We start from the raw sequence: 22,247 nt of genomic DNA, 5'->3' as shown, positions 1-22,247 counted from the left end.
CATGGCACGGATGACCAAGGGCACCTGGGTGCTGATCGCCGACGGCGAGAAGGCGTTGATCCTCGAGAACCAGACCGATCACGACGATCCCTACCTGACCGTCCTCACGAAGGAAGAGCAGGAAAATCCGCCCGACCGTGAACAGTCGGCCAACCGTCGCGGCCGCATGGCCGACGGGATGGCGGGGGACGGCAACGGCGGACAGCGCTCGGCCTTCGAGGATACGGACTGGCACGAGCTCGCGAAGGAACGCTTCGCCTCGGACCTGTCCGACATGCTCTACAAGCGGGCGCATAAGGGCGCGTTCAAGGAAATCGTTCTGGTCGCGGCACCCAATGTGCTGGGCAAGCTGCGCGACGACCTGCACAAGGAGGTCAAGAGCAAGGTGATCGCCGAAATCGACAAGAACCTGACCAACCACCAGCTCGACGATATCGAGAAGATCGTGAAGGCCGAGCTGGACGCCTAGGCCAGACGCTTCACGAACCGCCAGAGATCCATGGCGAAGGGGCCCGCGGACGTGTCGACATGGTCGATCACGCGGGCCTCATACTTCCAGTCGCATTTCCGGTAGAACCGCGCGGCGCGTTCGTTGCCGATCGCGCAGTTCAGCCACGCCGCATCGTGACCCGCCGCCGCGATGCGCCCCTCGGCATCGCGGATCAGGTCCGGCGCGATGCCCGTGCCGCGCGCGGCCTCGCCCACGTACATCTGGTAGAGCTCGTCGGACTTCACCATCGTGAATCCGGCCACCGATCCGTCGCGCCAGGCGACCCGCGTCAGCGGGATGAGGGTGCGTGTACGGGCGCGGAACTCGGGCAGGGTACGCGTCGCCTCGAGCGCCTTCGGTACCAGCCCCGCATGCGCGTCGATCCAGCCCTGATGCCAGAGCCGCGCAATCGCGTCGGCGTCGTCGTCGCTCGCGTCGCGCAGCGTGGCCAAGGCCTCAGTCGGTGCCGCGATAGGGCGGGACGTACTGCATCGCCATGTCCCACGGGAAGAAGATCCACGTGTCCTGGCTTACCTCGGTGATGTAGGTGTCCACCTGCGGGCGGCCCTTGGGCTTGGCGTAGACGGTGGCGAAATGCGCGTTGGGATACATCTCGCGCACCAGCTCAAGCGTCTTGCCCGAATCCACCAGGTCATCGACCACGAGAATGCCGGTGCCGTCGCCCATCATCTCGGCGTCCGGCGCCTTCAGCACGTGGGCCTTCGAGCGGGTCTGGTGATCGTAGCTTTTCACGCTGATCGTATCGACCGTGCGGATATCGAGCTCGCGCGCGACGATCATCGCGGGCGCCATGCCGCCGCGGGTGATGGCGACCACGGCGCGCCAGCCGCCCCCCTTGTCGCCCGCGTTACCGTCGGGGCCGGCCCCGTCCAGCCGCCAGGCCAGCGCCCGGCTGTCGCGGTGGATCTGGTCCCACGACACGTGGAATCCCTTTTCGTGGGGCAGTCGTTCGGTCATTGCGTCACCCTTGCTCAGCCTAGCGCGACTTTTGCCCCGAGCGCGGCAAGGAGTCCACCGAAGCCGCGGTCGAGCGTCGTTTTCGCCCGGCCGTAAGCCGCGCGTGCCCGGGGCTGCGAAAACGCCCAGGCGACCAGCAGGTACCAGGCCGTTTCGACCCACAGGATGTTGAAAAGAACCAAGGCCTTGTCCAGCACCCCTGCGGCGGCGGGGACGAGGCCCACGAAAACCGCACCGAAGAAGATTGCCGGTTTCGGATTGGCCAGCATCGCGGCCACGCCCAGACGGATGGCCGCAAGGGTGCCGCGCGGGGCCTGGCCAGCGTCGACCGTGGGCAGAGGGGCAGGAGCATGGCGCCACATGGTGATGCCAAGCCAGACCAGGAACAGCCCGCCCAGAACCTTCAGCGCGACGAAGACGGGCGGCAGGATTTCAAACACCAGGGCCAAGCCGGCCAGCGCCGCCGTGGCCCAGAGCATGGCGCCGATACCGAACCCCAGGGCCAGACCGGCGGCGGGGCGGAATCCCTCGCCAATGGCGGTGCGCACCGAAAGCACGAAGGACGGGCCGGGGCTGATCGCCGCCAGCAGATGCGCCAGCGCGACGCCGAAGAAAGCCAGCAGCGACACCTGTCTACTCTACATCTTGCTCATGTCGGGCGCGTCCACGGCCTTCATGCCCACCACGTGATAGCCCGCGTCGACATGCAGAACCTCGCCCGTGGTGCCCGCGCCCAGTTCACTCAGCAGATACAGCGCCGATCCGCCCACGTCGCCGATGGTCACGTTGCGCCGCAGCGGCGAGTTGTACTCGTTCCACTTCATGATGTAGCGGAAATCGCCGATGCCGCTGGCCGCAAGGGTCTTGATGGGCCCCGCGCTGATCGCGTTCACGCGGATGCCGTCCTTGCCCAGGTCCTCGGCCAGGTAGCGCACGGACGCCTCGAGCGCGGCCTTGGCCACGCCCATGACGTTGTAATGGGGCATGACCCGTTCCGCGCCGTAATAGGTGAGCGTCAGGGCCGACCCACCGTCGGTCATCATCTTCTCGGCCCGCTGCATGACGGCCGTGAAGGAATAGACCGAGATGTCCATGGACATGCGAAAATTCTCGGGGCTGGTGTCGACATAGCGGCCGCGCAGCTCGGACTTGTCCGAGAATCCGATGGCGTGGACCACGAAATCCAGCTTGCCCCAGCGTTCCTTCAGGTCGTCGAACAGCGCGTCGATGCTGGCGCCGTCGCTCACGTCGCAAGGCAGAACGATGCCCGAGCCCAGGCTTTCGGCCAGAGGGCCCACGCGCTTCTTCAGCGACTCGCCCTGGTAGGAAAAGGCCAGCTCGGCCCCCGCGTCGGCCAGCGCCTTGGCGATGCCCCAGGCGATGGATTTATCGTTGGCCAGGCCCATGATCAGGCCCCGCTTGCCCGCCATCAGATCGTTCGCCATGGTGCCGTCCCTGCCATTTCCTATGCTTCGCAAAAGGCTTAGGGTATCTGCCAGACCCCTTCAAGACGCGGGTGAACGCTCATCATGACCCAGACCTCAAGCATCTTCGGCGCCAGCGATCCCGTCACGCTGTTCCGTGACTGGCTGACCGAGGCCGAAGCGTCCGAACCGAACGACTCCAACGCCATCGCGCTGGCCAGTGTCGACGCGGACGGGATGCCAAACGTACGGATCGTGCTGTTGAAGGAGATCGAGGAGGACGGCTTCGTCTTCTACACCAATTACGACAGCACCAAGGGGCAGGAACTGGCGCAGTCGGGCCGGGCGGCCTTCGTGATCCACTGGAAAACGCTGCGGCGGCAGATCCGGGTGCGCGGGACAGTCTCGCGGGTCGAGGCCGCACAGTCGGATTCTTACTATGCCTCGCGCGACCTCGGGTCTCGGCTGGGGGCGTGGGCGTCGCTGCAATCGCGGCCGCTTGACAGCCGTGAAACGCTTGAGGCGCGAGTGGCGGAAGCGCGAAACACGCTTGGCGATAATCCGGGTCGCCCGCCGCACTGGGGCGGCTTCCGCTTGCGGCCTGAATCGATTGAATTTTGGGCAGATGGCGCGCACCGGCTCCACGATCGCGAAGTTTGGAGCCCCGAGCCGAGCGGCAGGGGCTGGCGGACACTACGTCTTTTCCCATAGTATAAATCAAAGCATTACGTATTCGTTGTCATGACGAGTGGAGAGGGTACCTGAAATTTAAGGGACGGCGGAGAACCCGCCGTGGTGCATTATGACTCACACCGGAGGTGAGGACGGGGAAGTCATCATCGGCCACGTCAAGTGGTTCGACACGTCGAAGGGATTCGGCTTTGTCACTGCGCCCGATGTGACCGGAGACATATTGCTCCATGCCAATGTCCTGCGAAATTTTGGTCAAAGCTCGGTGGCCGAGGGCGCGCGAGTGCGGATCCGCGTGATCGAAACCCATCGGGGAAAACAGGCTCACTCCGTGCTCGAGATCGAGCCGCCGGACCCCTCCGAACATCCTCTGGGCGCCCCTCTCTCCGAGCCGCAGGTCGTTGATCCGGGCGGGCCTCTTGTGCCCGCGCGCGTAAAATGGTTCGACCGGTCCAAGGGGTTCGGCTTCGCCAACGAGTTCGGCAGCAGTGATGACGTGTTCATTCACGTGGACGTGCTGCGCCGCTCGACGCTGGCGGATCTGCAACCGGGAGAAGCGGTCGCCATTCGCGTGGCCATCGGCGAGAGGGGGCGTCTGGCGACGCATGTGAGCTTATGGGAAAGCGCAATCAATTCCACCGACTGATCTTCGCGCTCGGGTCCGTGTTGCTGGCCGGAGCGGCGCAGGCGGACTGCCGCAATGGCGTGGTCGAGCTGCGGGGCGATTTCGGGCAAGCCTCGTTCCGGGTGGACCTGGCCGATGATCCGCAGGAACGCGCCCGGGGTCTGATGTTCGTCGAGGACATGCCGCGCGGGAAGGGGATGCTTTTCGTCTACGAAAGCCCGCGCAGTGCGTCTTTCTGGATGCGCAACACGCTGATTCCCCTGGACATGATCTTCGCCGACGAAACCGGCACCGTGACCCGGGTGCACGAGAACGCCGTGCCTCTGGACGAGACCTCGATCTCGGGGGGTGACGGGGTGCTGAGCGTGCTTGAGATCAACGGCGGGCTGGCCGCGCAGATCGGTATCACGCCCGGCACCCAGATGCGCCACGCGGCGCTGCCACAGGATGTGGCCGCCTGGGCCTGCTCCGAGGGTTGAAGCCCACCGATAATGGCTTTCCATCGCGCGGGCCTGCGTCTATGCAGGCCGCGTCGGGGCGTGGCGCAGCCTGGTAGCGCGGCGGTTTTGGGTACCGTAGGTCGTAGGTTCGAATCCTATCGCCCCGACCACGCCTTCCACATCTGGTGGAGCGTTTTTTGACTGCAACGAAATCTGGCAGTTATCCCCACAGTTCGACCTTGACCGCGTCCGCTTCGCAGCGGCAGTGATTCGAGCTTCATCGCCATCGGATTGTGCGCACCTTGTCTAATTAACTATAAACAAGGGATTTTCTCCGATCGGATGTGCGATCGTCGAATTCATCAAGTTCCTTGGCATTTTTTAGCTGTGAATAACGGCGAATTTTACGTTGACCCCTGGCGGCCCGATACTGCACCAAGTGTGGGCAAGCCAGACGACCACCAGATATAGTGGATACGCATAGGGCAGGGGATGCGCACACATCCTCGGCCCACACCCCCCTCATGTCCGGGGCGGTCCTATGGCTTGCACGAAAAATCACGCGGATCACCGCGGGCTGACAACCAAAGTGACGGGGCATTTGACATGAAGATCGACCGCAAATTCACCAAGGCCGGGCAGGACGCCTACGCGGAGCTGGAGTTCACCACGACGGTGTCCGAGATCCGCAATCCCGATGGCACGGTGGTGTTCCACAACGACGCGGTCGAAGTGCCCACGAGCTGGAGCCAGGTGGCCAGCGACGTCATCGCCCAGAAGTATTTCCGCAAGGCCGGCGTCCCGTCGAAGCTGCGCCGCGTGAAGGAGCGCGGCGTGCCCGAGTTCCTGTGGCGCTCCGAGGCCGACGACGGCGCCGTAATGGGCGGCGAGACCTCGTCCAAGCAGGTGTTCGACCGTCTGGCCGGCGCCTGGGCCTACTGGGGCTGGAAGGGCGGCTACTTCTCGAGCGAAGAGGACGCGCGCGCCTATTACGACGAGATGCGGTTCATGCTGGCCACCCAGAAGGCCGCGCCGAACTCGCCCCAGTGGTTCAACACCGGCCTGCACTGGGCCTACGGCATCGACGGCCCGGCGCAGGGTCACCACTATGTCGACTACAAGTCCGGCAAGCTGACCAAGTCCAAGTCCAGCTACGAGCACCCGCAGCCCCATGCCTGCTTCATCCAGTCCGTCAGCGACGACCTGGTGAATGACGGTGGCATCATGGACCTGTGGGTCCGCGAGGCGCGGCTGTTCAAGTACGGCTCGGGCACCGGCACCAATTTCTCGAGCCTGCGTGCCGAGGGCGAGCCGCTGTCGGGCGGTGGCCGGTCGTCGGGTCTTATGGGTTTTCTGAAGATCGGTGACCGGGCAGCCGGCGCGATCAAATCCGGCGGAACCACCCGTCGAGCAGCGAAGATGGTGATCGTGGACGCGGATCACCCCGACATCGAGGCCTTCATCGACTGGAAGGTGCTGGAAGAACAGAAAGTCGCCAGTATCGTTGCCGGATCGAAGATGCACGAGAAATATCTCAACGACATCTTCGCAGCTTTCAAATCCTGGGACGGGAAGGCCGAAGATGCCTATGATCCGACCCAGAACGACGCCCTCAAGACCGCAATTCGCGCGGCCAAGCGGGTGTCGATCCCCGAGACCTATATCAAGCGCGTGCTGGATTACGGCCGCCAGGGCTACGACCGTATCGAGTTCCCCACCTACGATACGGATTGGGACAGCGAAGCCTACAACTCGGTCTCGGGGCAGAATTCCAACAACTCGATCCGCGTGACGGATGCCTTCCTGAAGGCGGTCGAGGACGATGCCGACTGGCAGCTGATGAACCGCACGACGGGCGAAGTGGCGAAGACCGTGAGGGCCCGCGACCTGTGGGAAAAGGTCGGCCACGCCGCCTGGGCCTGTGCCGATCCGGGCATCCAGTACCACGATACCGTCAACGCCTGGCACACCTGCCCCGAGGACGGGCCGATCCGCGGCTCGAACCCGTGCAGCGAGTACATGTTCCTGGACGACACCGCCTGCAACCTGGCGTCGATGAACCTGCTGACCTTCCTGAAGGACGGCGTGTTCCAGGCCGAGGACTATATGCACGCCACGCGGCTGTGGACCGTGACGCTCGAGATCAGCGTGCTGATGGCGCAGTTCCCGTCCAAGGAAATCGCGCAGCGCAGCTATGACTTCCGCACGCTGGGTCTTGGCTATGCCAATATCGGCGGCCTGCTGATGAACATGGGGCTGGGATACGACAGCGATCAGGGCCGCGCGTTGTGCGGTGCGCTGACCGCGCTGATGACCGGCGTCAGCTACGCCACCTCGGCCGAGATGGCGGGCGAACTGGGACCCTTCCCGGGCTACGCCAAGAACCGCCAGCACATGCTGCGTGTCATCCGCAACCACCGCACCGCGGCACAGGGCAAGGCCAGCGGCTATGATGGGCTGGCGGTCAAGCCGGTCCCGCTGGACCACGATAACTGCCCCGACGCCACGCTGGTCGAGCTGGCGACCCAGGCCTGGGACGAGGCGCTGTCGCTGGGCGAGACCCATGGCTACCGCAACGCGCAGGTCAGCGTGATCGCCCCCACGGGCACCATCGGCCTCGTAATGGATTGCGACACCACCGGGATCGAGCCCGACTTCGCCCTGGTGAAGTTCAAGAAGCTGGCCGGCGGCGGCTACTTCAAGATCATCAACCGCTCGGTGCCGAACGCGCTGGAAAACCTCGGCTACGGCAGCGCGCAGATCAGCCAGATCATCAGCCATGCCGTGGGTCACGGGACGCTGGGCAACGCGCCGGGCATCAACCACCAGTCGCTGATGGGCCACGGCTTCGGCCAGGCCGAGATCGACAAGATCGAGGCGGCGCTTCCGTCCGCCTTCGACATCCGCTTCGTGATGAACCAGTGGACCCTCGGGGCCGATTTCTGCACCGAGACGCTGGGCATCCCGGCCGAGAAGCTGACCGATCCGTCCTTCGACCTGCTGCGCCACCTGGGCTTCAGCCGAGCCGATATCGACGCCGCGAACGACCATGTCTGCGGGACCATGACGCTGGAAGGCGCGCCGCACCTCAAGGATGAGCACCTGCACATCTTCGATTGCGCCAACCCCTGCGGCAAGACCGGCAAGCGGTACCTGAGCGTCGACAGCCACATCCACATGATGGCCGCCGCCCAAAGCTTCATCTCGGGTGCGATCTCGAAGACGATCAACATGCCGAACTCGGCCACGATCGAGGATTGCCAGCGCGCCTACGAGCTGTCGTGGTCGCTGGGGGTGAAGGCCAACGCGCTCTACCGCGACGGCTCGAAACTCAGCCAGCCGCTCGCCTCGGCCCTCGTGGCCGATGACGACGAGGCCGAGGAGACCCTCGCCACCGGCAGCGCCCAGGAAAAGGCGACCGTGCTGGCCGAGAAGATCGTCGAGCGCGTGGTGATGAAAGAGGTCGAGAAGGCGCGCGGGCGCGACAAGATGCCCGAACGCCGCCGCGGCTATACCCAGAAGGCCATCGTCGGCGGGCACAAGGTCTACCTGCGCACCGGCGAATACCGCGACGGCCGCCTGGGCGAGATCTTCATCGACATGCACAAGGAAGGCGCCGGCTTCCGGGCGATGATGAACAACTTCGCCATCGCGGTGTCGGTGGGCCTGCAATACGGCGTGCCGCTCGAGGAATTCGTGGACGCCTTCACCTTCACCCGGTTCGAGCCGGCGGGCATGGTGCAAGGCAACGACAGCATCAAGAATGCCACGTCGATCCTCGACTACATCTTCCGCGAGCTGGCCGTCAGCTATCTCGACCGCAGCGACCTGGCCCACGTGAAGCCTGAAGGTCAAAGCTTCGACGACCTGGGCCGGGGCGAGGAAGAGGGCAAGCGCAACTTCTCGGACGTGCCCGACAGTGCCGGTGCCTCGCCGCTGGACGTGCTGCGGCAGGTCGCCTCGACCGGGTACCTGCGGGGCCGGGCGCCCAAGGACTTCGTGGTCCTGCAGGGCGGGTCCTTCGAGGAGCGCGCGCTCGACACCGGCGACGCGGCGGTGGCCGTGGCGACCGAGACCAAGCCGGCGGTGTCCATGGACGCCCGCGCCAAGGCCAAGATGCAGGGCTACGAGGGCGACCCCTGCGGCGAGTGCGGCAACTACACTCTGGTGCGCAACGGCACCTGCATGAAGTGCAACACCTGCGGCGGGACGTCGGGGTGCAGCTGAGAAATTGAGGGTTGGGGACCGATGTTGGCGCATCGGCCCCCAGCTCATCCGGCAATCGCCTAGCACGCTGCCGGTAAGCTAGTTCGGCTCTCACGAGTCGATAAGACGAAGAAACATCGGCGGACTAAGCAATCAATAGCGTGCTTGTCTCTATCCACCAGTTTCTCCGAAGCGGAGGACAGTATGTGGACAACTTAGGAGCCCACCATGGCTGCCAAGAAAAACATCAAGGTGACGAAGGAGACCCCAACTGGTCTGAACATTGGCTTCAATGTTCCGGGGCGGGGGCACATGCCACGGCATAAACTCGTGAAGGAAGTCGAGCGTGGACAACACCCTGGCTACCACACTCGCGAAACATGTAGTGGCACAAAATTCGTCGCTTCGAACCCAGACAGATCCAGAAGGAACAATCTAGGGTGATTACCGGTCACGGGGCGGGTGCGCTCGCCCTGGACGTCGGCCAGGCCACAGGCAAAAATTTATATCGAGCAGCAATGACAGAGCCTGGTCAACGAAACTCAGGGCCCCCGCGGGGGCCCTTTTTATTTGTCCGGGCCGCCGTCCACGTCGTCGCCTTTGAACGCCACGAAGAATTCCCAGACGCACAGCGCCGTCATGACGCCGAAGACCCCGGCCCAGAACGTGTTGCCGGAAACGAGTTCGACGATCGTCCAGGCGCCGCAGATGGCGGTGACCACCACCCGCCGCCAGAGCGGACGGAAGAACGGGTGCTGTCCGTCCAGGATCTTCATCGGCTGCGGTCCTTCGGCTGGGAAGCCTACTCGGGATACATGCCGGGCACGACCTGGTCAAAATCGATCAGCGCGCCGGTCATCACGCCCGCGTCGTCGCTGAGCAGGTAGGCCGTCAGCCCCGCCACGCTGTCGGGCTGCACCAGCTTGCCCATGGGCCGCCCCTCGGCTGCCTTCAGCGCCCAGTCGTCGTCACCGCCGTGGAACTTCTTCTGCACCTCGGCCTCGCCCGGGGTTTCCATCCATCCCACGTTGATGCCGTTCACCCGGATGTGGTCTTTGGCCAGCACCGACGCCGCGTTCTTGGTGATGAGCGCCAGGGCCGATTTCGACGCGGCGTAGGGGGCGAGGAAGGACTGCCCGCCGTGGATGTTGATGGTCAGGATGTTCACGCAGGCCGCCTTGTGGCCGGCCTCGCGCGCCCGTTGGGCCACGCGCTGCAGCGCGAAGAAGGGCGACTGGGTGTTGATCTTCAGGATGCGGTCGAACAGCTCGGGCGTGGTGTCGAGGATCGTGCCCCGGTCGGTCAGCGCGCCGGCCACCACCAGCGTATCCACCCGGCCCATGATCCCGGCCGCGCGGTCCACGGTGTCGATGGTCCCCGCCACGTCCTCGAGATCGGCCTGAACGAAGGTCGCCCCGATCTCGTCCGCCGCGCGCTTGCCCTTGTCCGCGTCGCGGCCGGTGATGACCACGTGCTCGCAGCCCTCGGCCATCAGCCGCTTCGCGATGGCGAGGCCCACGCCCTGGGTGCCGCCGAGGATCAGGGCGCGGGAATCGGTGTGTCGTGCGTTCATGTTTTCTTGCTGCCTTGGAGTTCTGCGTTGCAGCGACAGATAGGGCAGGGCGCGCCGGTGTCGCGTGCCGATGCCGCGCGGCGGCGAATTATGTCCTGTGACATCCTGTCCGGGTCGAGACGGCGCCGCGGGGCCTGGTTCTATGAAAAATAACCCCTTTTCTCAGGGTCTTGGCAGATTCCTCAGGAACTGCCCCGGGCGGGGTGTCCGTTGGTCCATCAGCAAATCGAAACAAGAAAGGGTTTAGCAATGAAAATTCTGACCACCACCGCACTCGCCCTTGGCCTCGCAGCGACCGGTGTTCACGCCGAGAACCACAGCTCGGAAAACGGCGACAGCATGCAGTCGGAGGGCGCGATGACCGCCACCGACAACCAGATGGCCAACGCCGACAGCGCCGACCTGATCCGCAGCCGCGACATCACCGGCGGCAATGTCTACACCACCGCCGGCCTGGACGACTGGGTCGAAGGGTCGATGTATGACGCCGTCAGCGGCGACTGGACCAATATCGGCGAGATCGAGGACCTGGTCCTCAACAAGTCGGGCCAGATGATCGGCATCGTGGCCGAGATCGGCGGCTTCCTCGACGTAGGTGACAAGACGGTCATGATCCCCGTCGAAGACGTGAACCTCGTCGCGGTGGACGATGCCACCTATGGCTACGTCACCAACCGCAGCGAAGAAGAGCTGGAAGAGCTTGAAGGCGTCGACGAAGGCTTCTGGAACTGATCCGGCCTGCGAAAGACGACTTGAGGAAGGGCCCCCGCGCGGGGCCCTTTTTCCGTTCGGGTGCTGAAGGTTAGCCGCGCGGAATATCGAAACCCGGCGCCGCCAGCGTGAAACCCTCGAACCGGAAGCCCGGGCTGACCGTGCAGCCCACCAACGTCCAGCCGCCATGCGCCCGCGCCATCTGCCAGTGGTCCTGTGGCACGATCACCTGCGGCGCGGCGCCGGCGGCCAGGTCCGGGCCCAGGGTATGGTCGGTGGCCGGGCCGTCCTCGTCGGCGGCGATGGACAGGGTCAGCGGCGCGCCGGCGTAGAAATGCCAGATCTCGGTGGCGTCGACCCGGTGCCAGTGGCTGGCCTCACCGTCCCTCAGCAGGAAGTAGATGCAGGTCCCGCTGGCGCGCGGCGTCTCGGGACCTTCCCATGTCCGGCGGTAATGCCCGCCCTCGGGATGAGGGCGCAGGTCCAGCTGTGCGACGATCTCGTCGGCGGTCATGACAGCAGTTCGGCCAGGTGGTTGAAATCGCGCGCCACGAGGTTCCAGTCGCCATCGGCCGCAAGGTCGGTCGTCTGAGACGTTCCATGCTCGGTCGGGCGCGGGACGAAGGCGGTGAGAAGCCCCGCCGCCCGTGCCGCGTGCAGGTCGCCGTTATGGGCGGCGACCATCATCACCTCGCCCGGCGTCAGCCGCAGCGCGGCGCAGGAGGTAAGGTAGACTTCGGCCTTGGGCTTGTAGTCGCGCGCGATCTCTGCCCCGAGGATGCAATCCCACGGCAGGCCGCCCCACTTGGCCAGACGCGTCATCAACGCGATCGACCCGTTCGAGCAGGGCGCGATGATGTGGCCCGCCTTCAGGGCCGTCAGCCCGGCGACGGTGTCGGGCCAGGGATCCAGCCGTTCCCACGCGTGGTTCAAGGCGTCCGGATCGGCACAGGAGGCGCCGAACCGGTCCAGCACGATGTCCAGATTCTCGCGGTGCAGGTCGTCCAGCGGCACGTAGCCCCGCCCGCCCGAGCGGATCCGCTCCATCGCCGGGTCATACTCGCCGCGCCACGCGTCCGCGAAGGCGAAGGCATCGACCGACGGGATCGCGTTCGCCACGTCGCGGGCCACCGAAGCCCGCCAGTCGACGCAGGTGCCGAACACGTCGAAGATCAGCGCGGCAGGCGCGCTCACAACGCGGGGACCATGGGCGCGGCCTCGGAATCCAGCACGCCGATGGCGCGCGGGTCGGGGAAGATGTTGACCTCGCGCCGCTCGGCCTCGAACCCGTGCTTCATGTAGAACGGGATCGCCTTCGGGCTGTCGAGCGAGCAGGTGTTCAGCCGCACGGTCTTGGCGCCGCGGTCGAAGATGCGGCGCTGCACCTCGGGCATGAGCCACGATCCGATGCCGCGCCCGACCGCCGCGGGGGTCAGCCCGAAAAAGGCGATCTGCGGGTTGTTCTCTTCGCGGAAGTCCAGCTCGACCAAGCCCAAGGGGCCGTTATCGCTTTCGACGAGGTAAAGCTCGACCTTCGGGTCCAGGATCACGTCCAGCAAGTCTTCGTCGCCCAGCATCAGGCGGCTGGTCCACAGCCAGTCGCGCCCGATCAGCCGGAACAGGTCGCGGTAGGTGGCCGCCGGCATCCGCGTCTCGCGCCTCAGCCGCACACCCGCCGGGGCGGGTTGCGCCGGCGCGGGACGGTGGCACACGAGATGCGTGACCACCGCCGCCAGCATGCCTTTCGGGACGTCGTGGTGACCTTCTCCCAGCATCAGCGCAGGATCGACTTACCGGCGAACTCGGCCGACTCGCCCAGGATCTCCTCGATGCGGATGAGCTGGTTGTATTTCGCCAGCCGGTCCGAGCGTGCCAGCGATCCGGTCTTGATCTGCCCGCAATTGGTGGCCACGGCCAGGTCGGCGATGGTCGCATCCTCGGTCTCGCCTGAGCGGTGGGACATGACGTTGGTGAAGCGCGCCCGGTGGGCCATGTCGACGGCCCTGAGCGTCTCGGAAAGGGTGCCGATCTGGTTCACCTTCACCAGCATCGAGTTGGCGCAGCCCTTCTTGATGCCGTCCGCCAGTCGCTTGGGGTTGGTGACGAACAGGTCGTCGCCCACCAGCTGCACCTTGCCGCCCAGGGCGTCGGTCAGCATCTTCCAGCCATCCCAGTCATCCTCGGACATGCCGTCCTCGATCGACAGGATCGGGTAGTCGCTGCACAGCTTTTCCAGGTAGGCGACGTTCTCTTCCGAGCTCAGCGTCGCGCCTTCGCCCTTCATCTCGTACTTGCCGTTCTCGTAGTACTCGGTCGCGGCGCAATCCATGGCTAGCATGATGTCGTCACCGGGGGTGTAGCCGGCCTTCTCGATGGATTTCAGGATGAAATCCAGCGCGTGGCGGGTCGAGCCCAGCTCGGGCGCGAAGCCGCCTTCGTCGCCCAGGCCCGTGGACATGCCGGCGGCCGACAGTTCCTTCTTGAGGGTGTGAAAGACCTCGGAGCCCATGCGCACGGCGTCTCGGATGTTGCCCGCGCTCACCGGCATGATCATGAATTCCTGGATGTCGATCGGGTTGTCGGCATGCTCGCCGCCATTGATGATGTTCATCATGGGCACCGGCAGCACCCGCGCGGCCGTGCCGCCCACGTAGCGGAACAGCGGCTGGCCGGTATATTCGGCGGCGGCCTTGGCCGTGGCCAGCGAGACGCCGAGGATAGCGTTGGCGCCCAGGCGGCCCTTGTTGTCGGTGCCGTCCATCTCGATCATCGTGGCGTCGATGGCCTGCTGCTCGGTCGCATCCATGCCCACCAGGCCCTCGGCCAGCTCTCCGTTCACGGCGGCCACGGCCTCGAGCACACCCTTGCCCATGTAGCGCGACTTGTCGCCGTCGCGGCGCTCGACCGCCTCGTGCTGGCCGGTGGACGCGCCCGAGGGCACGGCGGCCCGGCCCATGGTCCCGTCCTCGAGCACCACGTCCACCTCGACCGTCGGGTTGCCCCGGCTGTCGATGATCTCGCGGCCGATGATGTCGATGATCGTGCTCATGGGTCTCTCCTGTCGGTATGGCTTGCGTTGCCCGATACCTAGCGCAGGGCCGGTGGCGATGAAAGCTATTGCGCTAACATGCGGGGGCGGCGGCCGCGCGGGCCAGCCGTCTTTCGCGCAGCACGGTGTAAAGGCCGGTGCCCACGACCAGCGCCGCGCCCAGAAGGGTCGTGGCCGCGGGTCGTTCGCCCAGAACCAGAACCCCCAGCGCCATGGCGAAGATCAGGCGGGTATAGCGGAAGGGCACGACGGCCGAGACCTCGCCCAGGCGCGTGGCCGTGGTCAGGGCCCAGTAGCCACTGGCGCCCATAACCGCGCCGCCGACAAGGACCGCCCAGGTCGCGGGCGCGGGCACCACCACGCCGGGCTGGAATGGGAACAGGATGACACCGCAGAGCACGTAGGACGAGACGCCCCAGAAGGTCAGCTGCGGGGTGGGGATCGTCTGCGGGATGCGCCGGGTCGCGATATCGCGCAACACCAGGCCAAGGACCCCCAGCAGCGCCAGCAGGGCCTCGGGGCGGAAATCCGCGCCGAACGGGTCGAGGATGATCAGGATACCCACCATGCCCAGCCCGACCGCCACCCACCGGCGCCAGCCCACCTGTTCGCCCAGCACCAGGGCCGCTGCGGCCGTGACCGCAAGCGGGGTGCCCTGCAGGATCGCCGTGGCCAGCGACAGCTCGACCAGTGTCAATGCCGTGACGAATCCCAGTGCGGCGATGATCTCGCCGGTATTCCGCACCAGGACCAGGGGATGCAGGAACGCGCGCGAGATCAACGGCAGGCCATGGCGGCGGCAGAGGCTTGCGAACATGACAAGGCCCACGCCGCCCATCAGCAAGAAGATCTGCCAGGTCGGCAGGTCCCGCGCGACGATCTTGATGACCATGTCCTCGATCGCGAAGCAGGCCATGGCCACGCACATGAGCGCAATGGCGCGCAAATTGTCCATCGTGACCCCGTCGATCGGTTAAGACTGGCGGCGCCGTCGACTGTCGCGCGCGCCGCATGGCCATCAGTGGCCCACGGCCGTCATTCGGTCAACGGAGGGGCAGGCCGGCTCAGCTCCGGCGCCGCACGCCGTAGAGCTCCAGCTTGTGGCCCTTCAGCTCGTATCCGAGCCGCTTTGCAATGCGTTCCTGCAGTTCCTCGATCTCGGGATCGACGAATTCGATCACGTCCCCTGATTGCAGGTCGATCAAATGATCATGGTGATCGCGCTCGGCATCCTCGTAACGGGCGCGTCCGTCGCCGAATTCGTGCTTCTCCAGGATGCCACTTTCCTCGAACAGCTTCACGGTGCGGTAGACGGTGGCGATCGAGATGTTGGGATCCGCCTCGACGGCGCGGCCGTACAGGGTTTCGACATCCGGGTGGTCGCGGCTGTCCTCGAGCACCCGCGCGATGGTGCGGCGCTGTTCGGTCATGCGCAGACCGTGCGCGGCGCAACGGTCGAGGATGGTGTCTGACATGCGGCCCCCGGCGTCTCAAGGCGTGCCCTGTCTATCGCCGGTTGCGATCGGCGACCACCGCAAATCCGGCCGCTAGACCAGCAACCGGCCTTCCATGACCCGCACGGCACGGCCCGAGATCGTGACACCGTCCGGTGTCGCGATCACGCCGATGCGGCTGGGCCGGCCCATGGCTTCGCCCTGCCGGATCTCGAGCCTGAGCTCGGCCGCGTCGCCGCGCAGGTAGGCGCCCAGGGCCGCCGCCGCGCTGCCCGTGGCCGGATCCTCGGGGATGTTGTCGAGCGGCGCGAACATCCGCGCGTCCACCCGCTCGCCATCGCGCACGTAGGCGAGGACGGCGAAATCGAACTCGGACGGATAGGCCGCCTGGCCGCGTCGGAAGGCGTCCATGTCGGTCAGGCAGGCGTCGAGACATTGCAGCGATGTCATCTCGGCCAGGACGAAGGGCAGCCCGACCGACGCCATGACCGCGCCGCGGATCGAGTGCGGCGGCAGCGACAGGCAGCGGGCCACCAGGGCCGGGTCGGGCCGGTGCAGGATCTCGAGCGGGGTGGTGCGGGTGAACTCCCCGCGCCCGTCCGCGATCTGTGCCGTCACGGTCCCATCCCGCAGGGCCAGGGACAGCTGGGGGCCGTGGCCCGCATCACCCAGCGCGACCGCCGCGCCGATCAGCGGGTGCCCGGCGAAGGGCACCTCCTGCAAGGGCGTGAAAATCCGCAGCCGGGCGGTGGCGTCTTCCGCGGGGAAGAGGAACACCGTCTCGGAAAAATTGAACTCCCGCGCGATGGTTTGCAGCCGGTCCTGCGGCAACGCGCTGGCATCGGGGAAAACCGCCAGGGGGTTGCCGCCGAACGGGCGGTCGGTGAAGACGTCGTAGACGAGGTAGGGAACCGGCACGCGTGTTCAGACCGTGTAGAGCGGCGGCTTGCCCTGCGCGTCGTGGATATCGTTCACCTGCTGCTGGCCCAGCGACAGACCCTTGGCCAGCGTGTCGAGGAACACGGCTTCGGCGCGGTTGTCGGGATCGATGGCCAGCACGGCGGAAGTATAGACCTCGATCTCGTGGCCCTGCGGCGTGTCGCGGGCCAGCGCCTCGGGATCGACGGGCGCGGTCATTTGCGCCTGGATGAATGCCGTCTCCTGCGGGTCGCTGTCGCCGATGATCTCCATCAGCGTGGCGCGCTCGGCCTGGTCGATCTCGCCATCGGCGCGGGCCGCCTGGATCATGGCGCGGATCATCAGGCCCGAGACCTGTTCTTCCTCGGCCGTATCGGCGGGCGTCTCGCGCGTGGTGTCGAGCAGGCCCTTCATCTTGCCCGCGCCCGCGCTGCCGCCCGCGACACCGGCGAGCCCGCCCAGAAGCCCGCCCAGCGAGGACGATCCGCCAGCGCTGCTGCCGCCGCCACCAAGGCCCAGCTGGCCGAGAAGCCCGTCGAGCCCGCCGGTCGAGGACGGCGCGCCCGCGCTGCCGCCCTGTGCCTTCTGCTGTGCGAGCTTGCGGCGGATGCCGTCCATGCCGCCTGCCTGCTGGTAGGCCTGCACGCCCTTCGCGGCGGCGAAGGCCAGCGCCATTTTCACGGCCATATTCTTCAACGACATGGTGTTCTCCCGCCTTGGATTGCTATTGCAACAAACCTAGGCGCGCCGATCCCTCCGCGCCAGTGAGCGGGCCGAAGAATCGGCGTGAACCGGCCAAGCGGTCGAAGTCTCGCGGATCTGGAAAACTGGAGCGGGTGAAGGGAATCGAACCCTCGTCTTAAGCTTGGGAAGCTCCTGCTCTACCATTGAGCTACACCCGCCTTGCTCCATCCCATGCGCCAAAGCGGGCGCGCCGTCAAGCGGCCTCGGGCGGCTCAGCCCCGGCGGCGGCGGCGTCCGCCTTCGCGGCCTGAGGTGTTGAAGCTGGGGTCGGGCAGGGTCGCGATCTTGCGCAGCTCGGGAAACGGGTCGGTGGCGTGGGGGATGGCGTTGGCGGCCACGAAATGCTCCTGGAAGCGGGGCTCGATCGCCGTTTCCACCTTGTGGATGCGCCGGACCGTCGACTCGATCTCGGACCGGGCGGCACGGTTCAGCAGAGCGATCCGCGCGCCGGTGCCGGCCGCGTTCCCGGCGCTGGTTACCCTGTCGAGCGGGACGTCCGGGATCATGCCCAGCACCATGGCGTGCAGCGGGCTGATATGCGCGCCGAACGCGCCGGCCAGGACCACGCGGCCGACCCGGTCCACGCCGCGTTCGTCCATCAAGAGCCGCGCCCCGGCGTAAAGCGCCGATTTCGCAAGCTGAATGGCACGGATGTCGCCCTGCGTGACGGTGATGCGCCGTTCGCCGTCGTCGTGGATCACGTAGGCCTGCGTGCGCCCGTCGGGTTGCATCCGGTCGGTGCCGGCCTGTTCGGCATTTGCGATCAGGCCGCCCGCGTCCAGAAGGCCCGCCATCCGCATCTCGGCGACGGCCTCGATGATGCCCGAACCGCAGATGCCGGTGATACCCGTGTCCTTCGTGGCCGCTGCGAAGCCCGGGTCGTCGGACCAGAGATCGCAGCCGATGACGCGGAAGCGCGGCTCCTTCGTCTCGGGGTCGATGCGGATCGCCTCGATGGCGCCGGGCGCCGCCCGCTGTCCGCTGGAGATCTGCGCGCCCTCGAAGGCGGGCCCCGTGGGGCTGGAGCAGGCAAGCACGCCGTCGCGGTCGCCCAGCAGGATTTCCGCGTTGGTGCCCACGTCGATGATCAGCGTCAGGTCCTCCTGCGCGCCCGGCGCCTCGCTGAGGGCGACCGCGGCGGCATCGGCGCCCACGTGACCCGCGATGCAGGGCAGAAGGTAGGTTCGCGCGGCGGGGTTCACGCAGCCGATATCCAGCTCGGCCGCGTCCAGCGTCAGCGCGTCGGCGGTGGCGAGCGCGAAGGGCGCCTGGCCCAGTTCAACCGGGTCGATGCCCAGCAGCAGGTGGTGCATCACGGGATTGCAGACGACGGTGATCTCGACCGCCGCGCGGGCGGGGATATCGGCCTCGGACAGCGTATCCTCGATCAGCCCCGACAGCCCTTCGCGCACGGCGCGGGTCATTTCGGCGTCGCCGCCCGGGTTCATCATGGAATAGCTGACCCGGCTCATCAGGTCCTCGCCGAACCGGATCTGCGGGTTCATGACGCCGGTGCTCAGCACGACCTCGCCGGATTGCAGGTTGCACAGGTGCGCCGCGATGGTGGTCGAGCCCAGGTCGATCGCCAGGCCGTAAAGCCCGCCCTCGTAGAAGCCGGGCCAGACGTCCAGCAGGCGCGGCGCGCCCGAATGGTCGTGGTGGATGGCGCAGGTGACCTGCCACTCGCCCTTGCGCAGCGCGGGTTGAAGCTTGGACAGCACCGGCAGGGTCACGGTCAGGCCGTCCACCTGCCATTGATCCTTCAGCGCGCGCTTCAGCCGTTCGAGATCGCCCGAGGGCGTGTGCATGTCGGGTTCTTCGACCTCGACCACCATCAGGCGCGTGGCCGGGTCCATGACGATGTCGCGGGCGGTCGCGGCCTTGCGCACGACCTGACGGTGGACCTGGCTGCCGGCCGGCACGTCGATGACCACGTCGTCCTGGATCTGGGCCTGGCAGCCCAGGCGGCGACCGGGTTTCAGCCCGCGCTTCTCGTCGTAGCGCTGTTCGACCTTGTTGAACGGGCTCAGCGCATCCTCGCGCACCGTGAGACCCAGCTTCGGGAAGGCGCCGCTGCCGGGGCTGACCTGGCATTTGGAGCAGATGCCCCGCCCGCCACAGACCGAGTCGAGGTCGACGCCGAGCTGGCGGGCGGCGGTCAGGACGGGGGTGCCGGCCGGGAAGCGGCCGCGCTTGCCCGACGGCATGAAGACGACCAAGGGATCAGACATGCGTGTTCCCCGTGGAAAGCGATTTTCGGTTCGAGAATATCGAAGAATTTGCGACGCAAATTCGGGTCAGCAGATCATGTCGATGCCGCCGCGATTGCAGATGATCACGTATTGAGGGCCGCAGGCGATCATGTGAAAGCCGCGGCTGCGCACCTCGGCGATCAGCCGGTCGCGCCCGATCTCGCGATCCGCCCAGGCCCGGTTCCATCGGACCACACAGCCACGTGCGACAGCCTTGGCCGAAAACAACTCGGCCACGTGATGACCGTCGAACGGGGTGGGGGGGGATAGCATCATCCCCCGATCTGAACCGGCGCATGGTAAACATGGGCTTAACCGCGGCGCCGCCGCCGTCCGCCACGCGTCCCGCCGGCGGCCTGCGCGGCCTTCGAGGCCTCGATGAAGCTTTCGCCGCCATCGACCGCATCCAGCACGCGCGAGAACTTGATCCACTCGTAGCCATTGTCGTCGTGGTTCATCAGGAAATTGGCGGCGCGGATCGCCTCCATCTCGACGGCGCGCATGGGGTTCATGATGGCGCTGGTCATGCCCGCGCCGATGGCCATGGGCAGGAAGGCCGCGTTGATGCCGTGGCGATGGGGCAGGCCGAAGCTCACGTTCGACGCGCCGCAGGTGGTGTTGACGCCCAGCTCGTCGCGCAGGCGGCGGACGAGGGTGAAGACCTGCTGGCCGGCCGTGGCCATGGCGCCGATGGGCATCACCAGCGGATCAACCACGATATCGTGGGCGGGGATGCCGAAATCGGCGGCACGCTCGACGATCTTCTTGGCGACGGCGAACCGCACCTCGGGGTCTTCGCTGATACCGGTGTCGTCGTTGCTGATCGCGACGACCGGCACGTTGTATTTCTTGACCAGCGGCAGGACCAGTTCCAGCCGTTCTTCCTCGCCCGTGACCGAGTTCAGCAGCGGGCGGCCCTCGGCGGCTTCGAGCCCGTTCTCGAGCGCACCGGGGACCGAGCTGTCGATGCAGAGCGGCACGTCCACCAGCGACTGCACCCGCCGCACGAGTTCCGGCATCAGCTGCGGCTCGACGAAGTTGTTGTCGGCGTAGCGCGGATCCTCGGCCATCTTGTTGGTGAAGACCGCGCCCGAGTTCACGTCCAGCACCATGGCGCCGCAGGCGACCTGCTCGATCGCGTCCTTCTCGACGGTCGAGAAATCGTCCATCTCCAGCTCGGCCGCGAGCTTCTTGCGGCCGGTGGGGTTGATGCGCTCGCCGATGACGCAGAAGGGCTCGTCGAAACCGATGGTGACGGTCTTGGTCTTCGACTCGATAACGGTACGGGTCATGGCTTTCCTATCTGGCTGCGGCGCGTTGGCCGCCGTGGTCGCGCGCCCAGTCCGCCGTGGCGGTGATGCCGCCCAGCGGGAAGAAGTGCACGCTTTCGATGTTGAACTCGGGGTGTTGCGCCTTGTGCGCGGCCAGCGCGGCCACGACGTCAGTGGGCTCGTAGGGCAGCAGCAGCTTGGTCACGTCCATGGCGCGCTTCTGCAGCACCGACAGTGACGGGCCCACGCCGCAGGCGATGGCGAACTTGATCAGGGTTTGCAGCTTGGCGGGACCGGCCACGCCGATATGGATGGGCAGGTCGATGCCGGCCGCGCGCAGGCTGTCGGCCCAGTCGATCACCGGCGCCGCGTCGAAGCAGAACTGCGTCGCGATGGCCATGCGCGCGTCGGTGGTTTCCGAGAAACGCTGCTTCCATCGCAGCGCGGCGCTCACGTTGTCGGCGCCGCCCGACGGGTCGATGTCGCGGTTGCCCTCGGGGTGGCCGGCGACGTGGATTCGCGTGAAGTCGCCGAACAGGCCGGTTTCCAGCAACTGCATGCTGTCCGTGAAGTCGCCGTTGGGCGTCGCCAGGCCGCCCGCCAGGACCAGCGCCTGGTCCACGCCGGCCTCGCCGCGATAGCGCGCGATCCAGTCCGCCAGCGTCGCGCGGTCGGGGATCACCCTGGCCGGAAAGTGCGGCATGACCGGGAATCCCTGGTCGGCCAGGCGCCGGGCGGTGGCGACCATGTCGTCGATGGGCGTGCCGTCGATATGTGCGATGTAGACGCGGGTGCCCTCGGGCAGGATCGCGCGGAAATCGTCGATCTTGGCGGCGGTGCGCGGCATCACCTCGATCGAGAAGCCGTCGAGAAACGGCGCCATGGCGCCGTGGGCGGGCCTGGTGGTCGGGGACGGGCGTTTGAAGGACAGAAGCGACATCAGGGTCTCCAGCGAGCGAGGGAAACGGGGCAGGGGTCAGGCCCAACCGTCTTTGGCGATCAGGGTCTTCAGGCGGTCGGTGTCGTACTCGGCGTCGATCCGGTCGGCCTCGGCCCTTGCGACATCGGCATCGTCGCCGTCCACGCTGTAGGGAGGGGCCTTGCGCCATTCGGCGAGGTAGTCATCGGTGGAGGCCGCGCCCGATTTCATGGCGGCGCGGTCGATGGCCTGTTCGAACCGTTCGGGCAGCGCCAGCTTCGTGGCCCGCCGCCCGCGTCCGACGATGACCTGGGCGGGCATGTCGCGCCAGTACACGATGGTCACCTCGGCCATAGTCGGATCTCCTCTTTCCCGTTTCCGATAGGACGCGACAGGCCCGCCGGAATGCCGATTTTCGACATCCTGTCGGGACAAGACGACGCGCCCGTCGCTCACGCGGCCTGAGGTAAGCCCAAGCGACCGGGATGGCCAGCGGCGGGGCG

General features: G+C 66.4%; 25 protein-coding genes and 2 tRNA genes. 7 read left to right on the top strand and 20 right to left on the bottom strand.

Annotation, left to right across the window (positions count from 1 at the left end):
* Nucleotide 1 precedes the first annotated feature (1 nt).
* Nucleotides 2-469 carry a host attachment family protein gene (locus tag BMX96_RS11845; RefSeq protein ID WP_091845700.1) on the top strand — a complete coding sequence of 156 codons (468 nt, stop codon included), beginning with the start codon at nucleotides 2-4 and terminating at the stop codon, nucleotides 467-469.
* Here the strand turns inward: BMX96_RS11845 and BMX96_RS11840 are convergent.
* Genes BMX96_RS11840 through fabI form a run of 4 tightly spaced genes read right to left on the bottom strand, consistent with a single transcriptional unit; the run spans nucleotide 466 to nucleotide 2,913 of the window.
* Nucleotides 466-942, bottom strand: a complete 477-nt coding sequence (locus BMX96_RS11840) for a GNAT family N-acetyltransferase (RefSeq protein ID WP_091845699.1) — start codon at nucleotides 940-942, stop codon at nucleotides 466-468. The genes BMX96_RS11845 and BMX96_RS11840 overlap by 4 nt on opposite strands.
* Before the next feature lie 4 nt (nucleotides 943-946).
* A complete protein-coding gene (gene gpt, locus BMX96_RS11835; protein WP_091845698.1) occupies nucleotides 947-1,468 on the bottom strand; it encodes a xanthine phosphoribosyltransferase in 522 nt (173 codons plus the stop codon).
* 14 nt (nucleotides 1,469-1,482) lie between these two features.
* On the bottom strand, nucleotides 1,483-2,097 hold the full coding sequence (locus tag BMX96_RS11830) for a LysE family translocator (protein WP_091845697.1): 615 nt from the start codon (nucleotides 2,095-2,097) through the stop codon (nucleotides 1,483-1,485).
* 9 nt (nucleotides 2,098-2,106) lie between these two features.
* Complete coding sequence (fabI, locus tag BMX96_RS11825; RefSeq protein WP_091845696.1) at nucleotides 2,107-2,913, bottom strand: enoyl-ACP reductase FabI; 807 nt, start codon at nucleotides 2,911-2,913, stop codon at nucleotides 2,107-2,109.
* A gap of 84 nt (nucleotides 2,914-2,997) precedes the next feature.
* On the opposite strand from fabI, the gene pdxH reads away from it, so the two are divergent.
* The 5 genes from pdxH to BMX96_RS11800 all read left to right on the top strand — a co-directional run bounded on the left by pdxH (nucleotide 2,998) and on the right by BMX96_RS11800 (nucleotide 8,874).
* Nucleotides 2,998-3,603 carry a pyridoxamine 5'-phosphate oxidase gene (gene pdxH / locus BMX96_RS11820; protein WP_091845695.1) on the top strand — a complete coding sequence of 202 codons (606 nt, stop codon included), beginning with the start codon at nucleotides 2,998-3,000 and terminating at the stop codon, nucleotides 3,601-3,603.
* 91 nt (nucleotides 3,604-3,694) lie between these two features.
* The gene (locus tag BMX96_RS11815) at nucleotides 3,695-4,228 is read left to right on the top strand and encodes a cold-shock protein (protein ID WP_091845694.1); all 534 of its coding nucleotides are present in this window, start codon (nucleotides 3,695-3,697) and stop codon (nucleotides 4,226-4,228) included.
* Nucleotides 4,198-4,686: a DUF192 domain-containing protein gene (locus BMX96_RS11810; protein WP_091845693.1), complete on the top strand. Its 489-nt coding sequence runs from the start codon at nucleotides 4,198-4,200 to the stop codon at nucleotides 4,684-4,686. Before BMX96_RS11815 ends, BMX96_RS11810 begins: the two co-directional genes overlap by 31 nt.
* A gap of 54 nt (nucleotides 4,687-4,740) precedes the next feature.
* A tRNA-Pro gene (locus tag BMX96_RS11805) sits at nucleotides 4,741-4,817 on the top strand.
* A gap of 436 nt (nucleotides 4,818-5,253) precedes the next feature.
* Nucleotides 5,254-8,874, top strand: a complete 3,621-nt coding sequence (locus BMX96_RS11800; protein ID WP_091845692.1) for a vitamin B12-dependent ribonucleotide reductase — start codon at nucleotides 5,254-5,256, stop codon at nucleotides 8,872-8,874.
* 545 nt (nucleotides 8,875-9,419) lie between these two features.
* Here BMX96_RS11800 and BMX96_RS11790 read toward each other — a convergent pair.
* Nucleotides 9,420-9,629, bottom strand: a complete 210-nt coding sequence (locus BMX96_RS11790) for a hypothetical protein (protein WP_091845690.1) — start codon at nucleotides 9,627-9,629, stop codon at nucleotides 9,420-9,422.
* Between the two features lie 26 nt (nucleotides 9,630-9,655).
* Nucleotides 9,656-10,426: an SDR family oxidoreductase gene (locus BMX96_RS11785; RefSeq protein ID WP_091845689.1), complete on the bottom strand. Its 771-nt coding sequence runs from the start codon at nucleotides 10,424-10,426 to the stop codon at nucleotides 9,656-9,658.
* Nucleotides 10,427-10,675: 249 nt separating this feature from the next.
* On the opposite strand from BMX96_RS11785, the gene BMX96_RS11780 reads away from it, so the two are divergent.
* A complete protein-coding gene (locus BMX96_RS11780; RefSeq protein WP_091845688.1) occupies nucleotides 10,676-11,158 on the top strand; it encodes a PRC-barrel domain-containing protein in 483 nt (160 codons plus the stop codon).
* Nucleotides 11,159-11,228: 70 nt separating this feature from the next.
* Here BMX96_RS11780 and BMX96_RS11775 read toward each other — a convergent pair whose 3' ends face one another.
* From BMX96_RS11775 to BMX96_RS11715, 14 genes are all read right to left on the bottom strand, one after another.
* On the bottom strand, nucleotides 11,229-11,651 hold the full coding sequence (locus tag BMX96_RS11775; protein ID WP_091845687.1) for a cupin domain-containing protein: 423 nt from the start codon (nucleotides 11,649-11,651) through the stop codon (nucleotides 11,229-11,231).
* Nucleotides 11,648-12,331: a haloacid dehalogenase type II gene (locus BMX96_RS11770; protein ID WP_091845686.1), complete on the bottom strand. Its 684-nt coding sequence runs from the start codon at nucleotides 12,329-12,331 to the stop codon at nucleotides 11,648-11,650. Before BMX96_RS11770 ends, BMX96_RS11775 begins: the two co-directional genes overlap by 4 nt.
* A complete protein-coding gene (locus BMX96_RS11765) occupies nucleotides 12,328-12,912 on the bottom strand; it encodes a GNAT family N-acetyltransferase (RefSeq protein ID WP_091845685.1) in 585 nt (194 codons plus the stop codon). The genes BMX96_RS11770 and BMX96_RS11765 overlap by 4 nt, the downstream gene beginning before the upstream one ends.
* On the bottom strand, nucleotides 12,912-14,186 hold the full coding sequence (gene eno, locus BMX96_RS11760) for a phosphopyruvate hydratase (RefSeq protein ID WP_091845684.1): 1,275 nt from the start codon (nucleotides 14,184-14,186) through the stop codon (nucleotides 12,912-12,914). The genes BMX96_RS11765 and eno overlap by 1 nt, the downstream gene beginning before the upstream one ends.
* Nucleotides 14,187-14,259: 73 nt before the next feature.
* The gene (locus BMX96_RS11755; RefSeq protein WP_091845683.1) at nucleotides 14,260-15,141 is read right to left on the bottom strand and encodes a DMT family transporter; all 882 of its coding nucleotides are present in this window, start codon (nucleotides 15,139-15,141) and stop codon (nucleotides 14,260-14,262) included.
* 109 nt (nucleotides 15,142-15,250) lie between these two features.
* A complete protein-coding gene (locus BMX96_RS11750; RefSeq protein WP_073125563.1) occupies nucleotides 15,251-15,661 on the bottom strand; it encodes a Fur family transcriptional regulator in 411 nt (136 codons plus the stop codon).
* 72 nt (nucleotides 15,662-15,733) lie between these two features.
* On the bottom strand, nucleotides 15,734-16,558 hold the full coding sequence (locus BMX96_RS11745; RefSeq protein ID WP_091845682.1) for a PhzF family phenazine biosynthesis protein: 825 nt from the start codon (nucleotides 16,556-16,558) through the stop codon (nucleotides 15,734-15,736).
* A gap of 6 nt (nucleotides 16,559-16,564) precedes the next feature.
* A complete protein-coding gene (locus BMX96_RS11740; protein WP_091845681.1) occupies nucleotides 16,565-17,260 on the bottom strand; it encodes a DUF533 domain-containing protein in 696 nt (231 codons plus the stop codon).
* 126 nt (nucleotides 17,261-17,386) lie between these two features.
* Nucleotides 17,387-17,460, bottom strand: a tRNA-Gly gene (locus BMX96_RS11735).
* A 54-nt stretch (nucleotides 17,461-17,514) separates the two neighbouring features.
* On the bottom strand, nucleotides 17,515-19,533 hold the full coding sequence (locus BMX96_RS11730; protein WP_091845680.1) for an ASKHA domain-containing protein: 2,019 nt from the start codon (nucleotides 19,531-19,533) through the stop codon (nucleotides 17,515-17,517).
* A gap of 66 nt (nucleotides 19,534-19,599) precedes the next feature.
* Nucleotides 19,600-19,827, bottom strand: a complete 228-nt coding sequence (locus tag BMX96_RS19330; protein WP_214606846.1) for an N-(5'-phosphoribosyl)anthranilate isomerase — start codon at nucleotides 19,825-19,827, stop codon at nucleotides 19,600-19,602.
* A 38-nt stretch (nucleotides 19,828-19,865) separates the two neighbouring features.
* Entirely contained in the window at nucleotides 19,866-20,846 is a 981-nt protein-coding gene (locus BMX96_RS11725; protein ID WP_091845679.1) for a methyltetrahydrofolate cobalamin methyltransferase, read from the bottom strand.
* 7 nt (nucleotides 20,847-20,853) lie between these two features.
* On the bottom strand, nucleotides 20,854-21,765 hold the full coding sequence (locus tag BMX96_RS11720) for a methylenetetrahydrofolate reductase (RefSeq protein ID WP_091845678.1): 912 nt from the start codon (nucleotides 21,763-21,765) through the stop codon (nucleotides 20,854-20,856).
* A gap of 36 nt (nucleotides 21,766-21,801) precedes the next feature.
* The gene (locus BMX96_RS11715) at nucleotides 21,802-22,098 is read right to left on the bottom strand and encodes a virulence factor (protein WP_073125585.1); all 297 of its coding nucleotides are present in this window, start codon (nucleotides 22,096-22,098) and stop codon (nucleotides 21,802-21,804) included.
* Nucleotides 22,099-22,247: the final 149 nt, after the last annotated feature.

It is taken from the genome of Palleronia pelagia, from assembly GCF_900110115.1.
Taxonomy (GTDB): Bacteria; Pseudomonadota; Alphaproteobacteria; order Rhodobacterales; family Rhodobacteraceae; genus Palleronia; species Palleronia pelagia.
The sequence above is the reverse complement of the archived record's forward strand: the minus strand, read 5'-3'. Positions and strand labels throughout refer to the sequence as shown.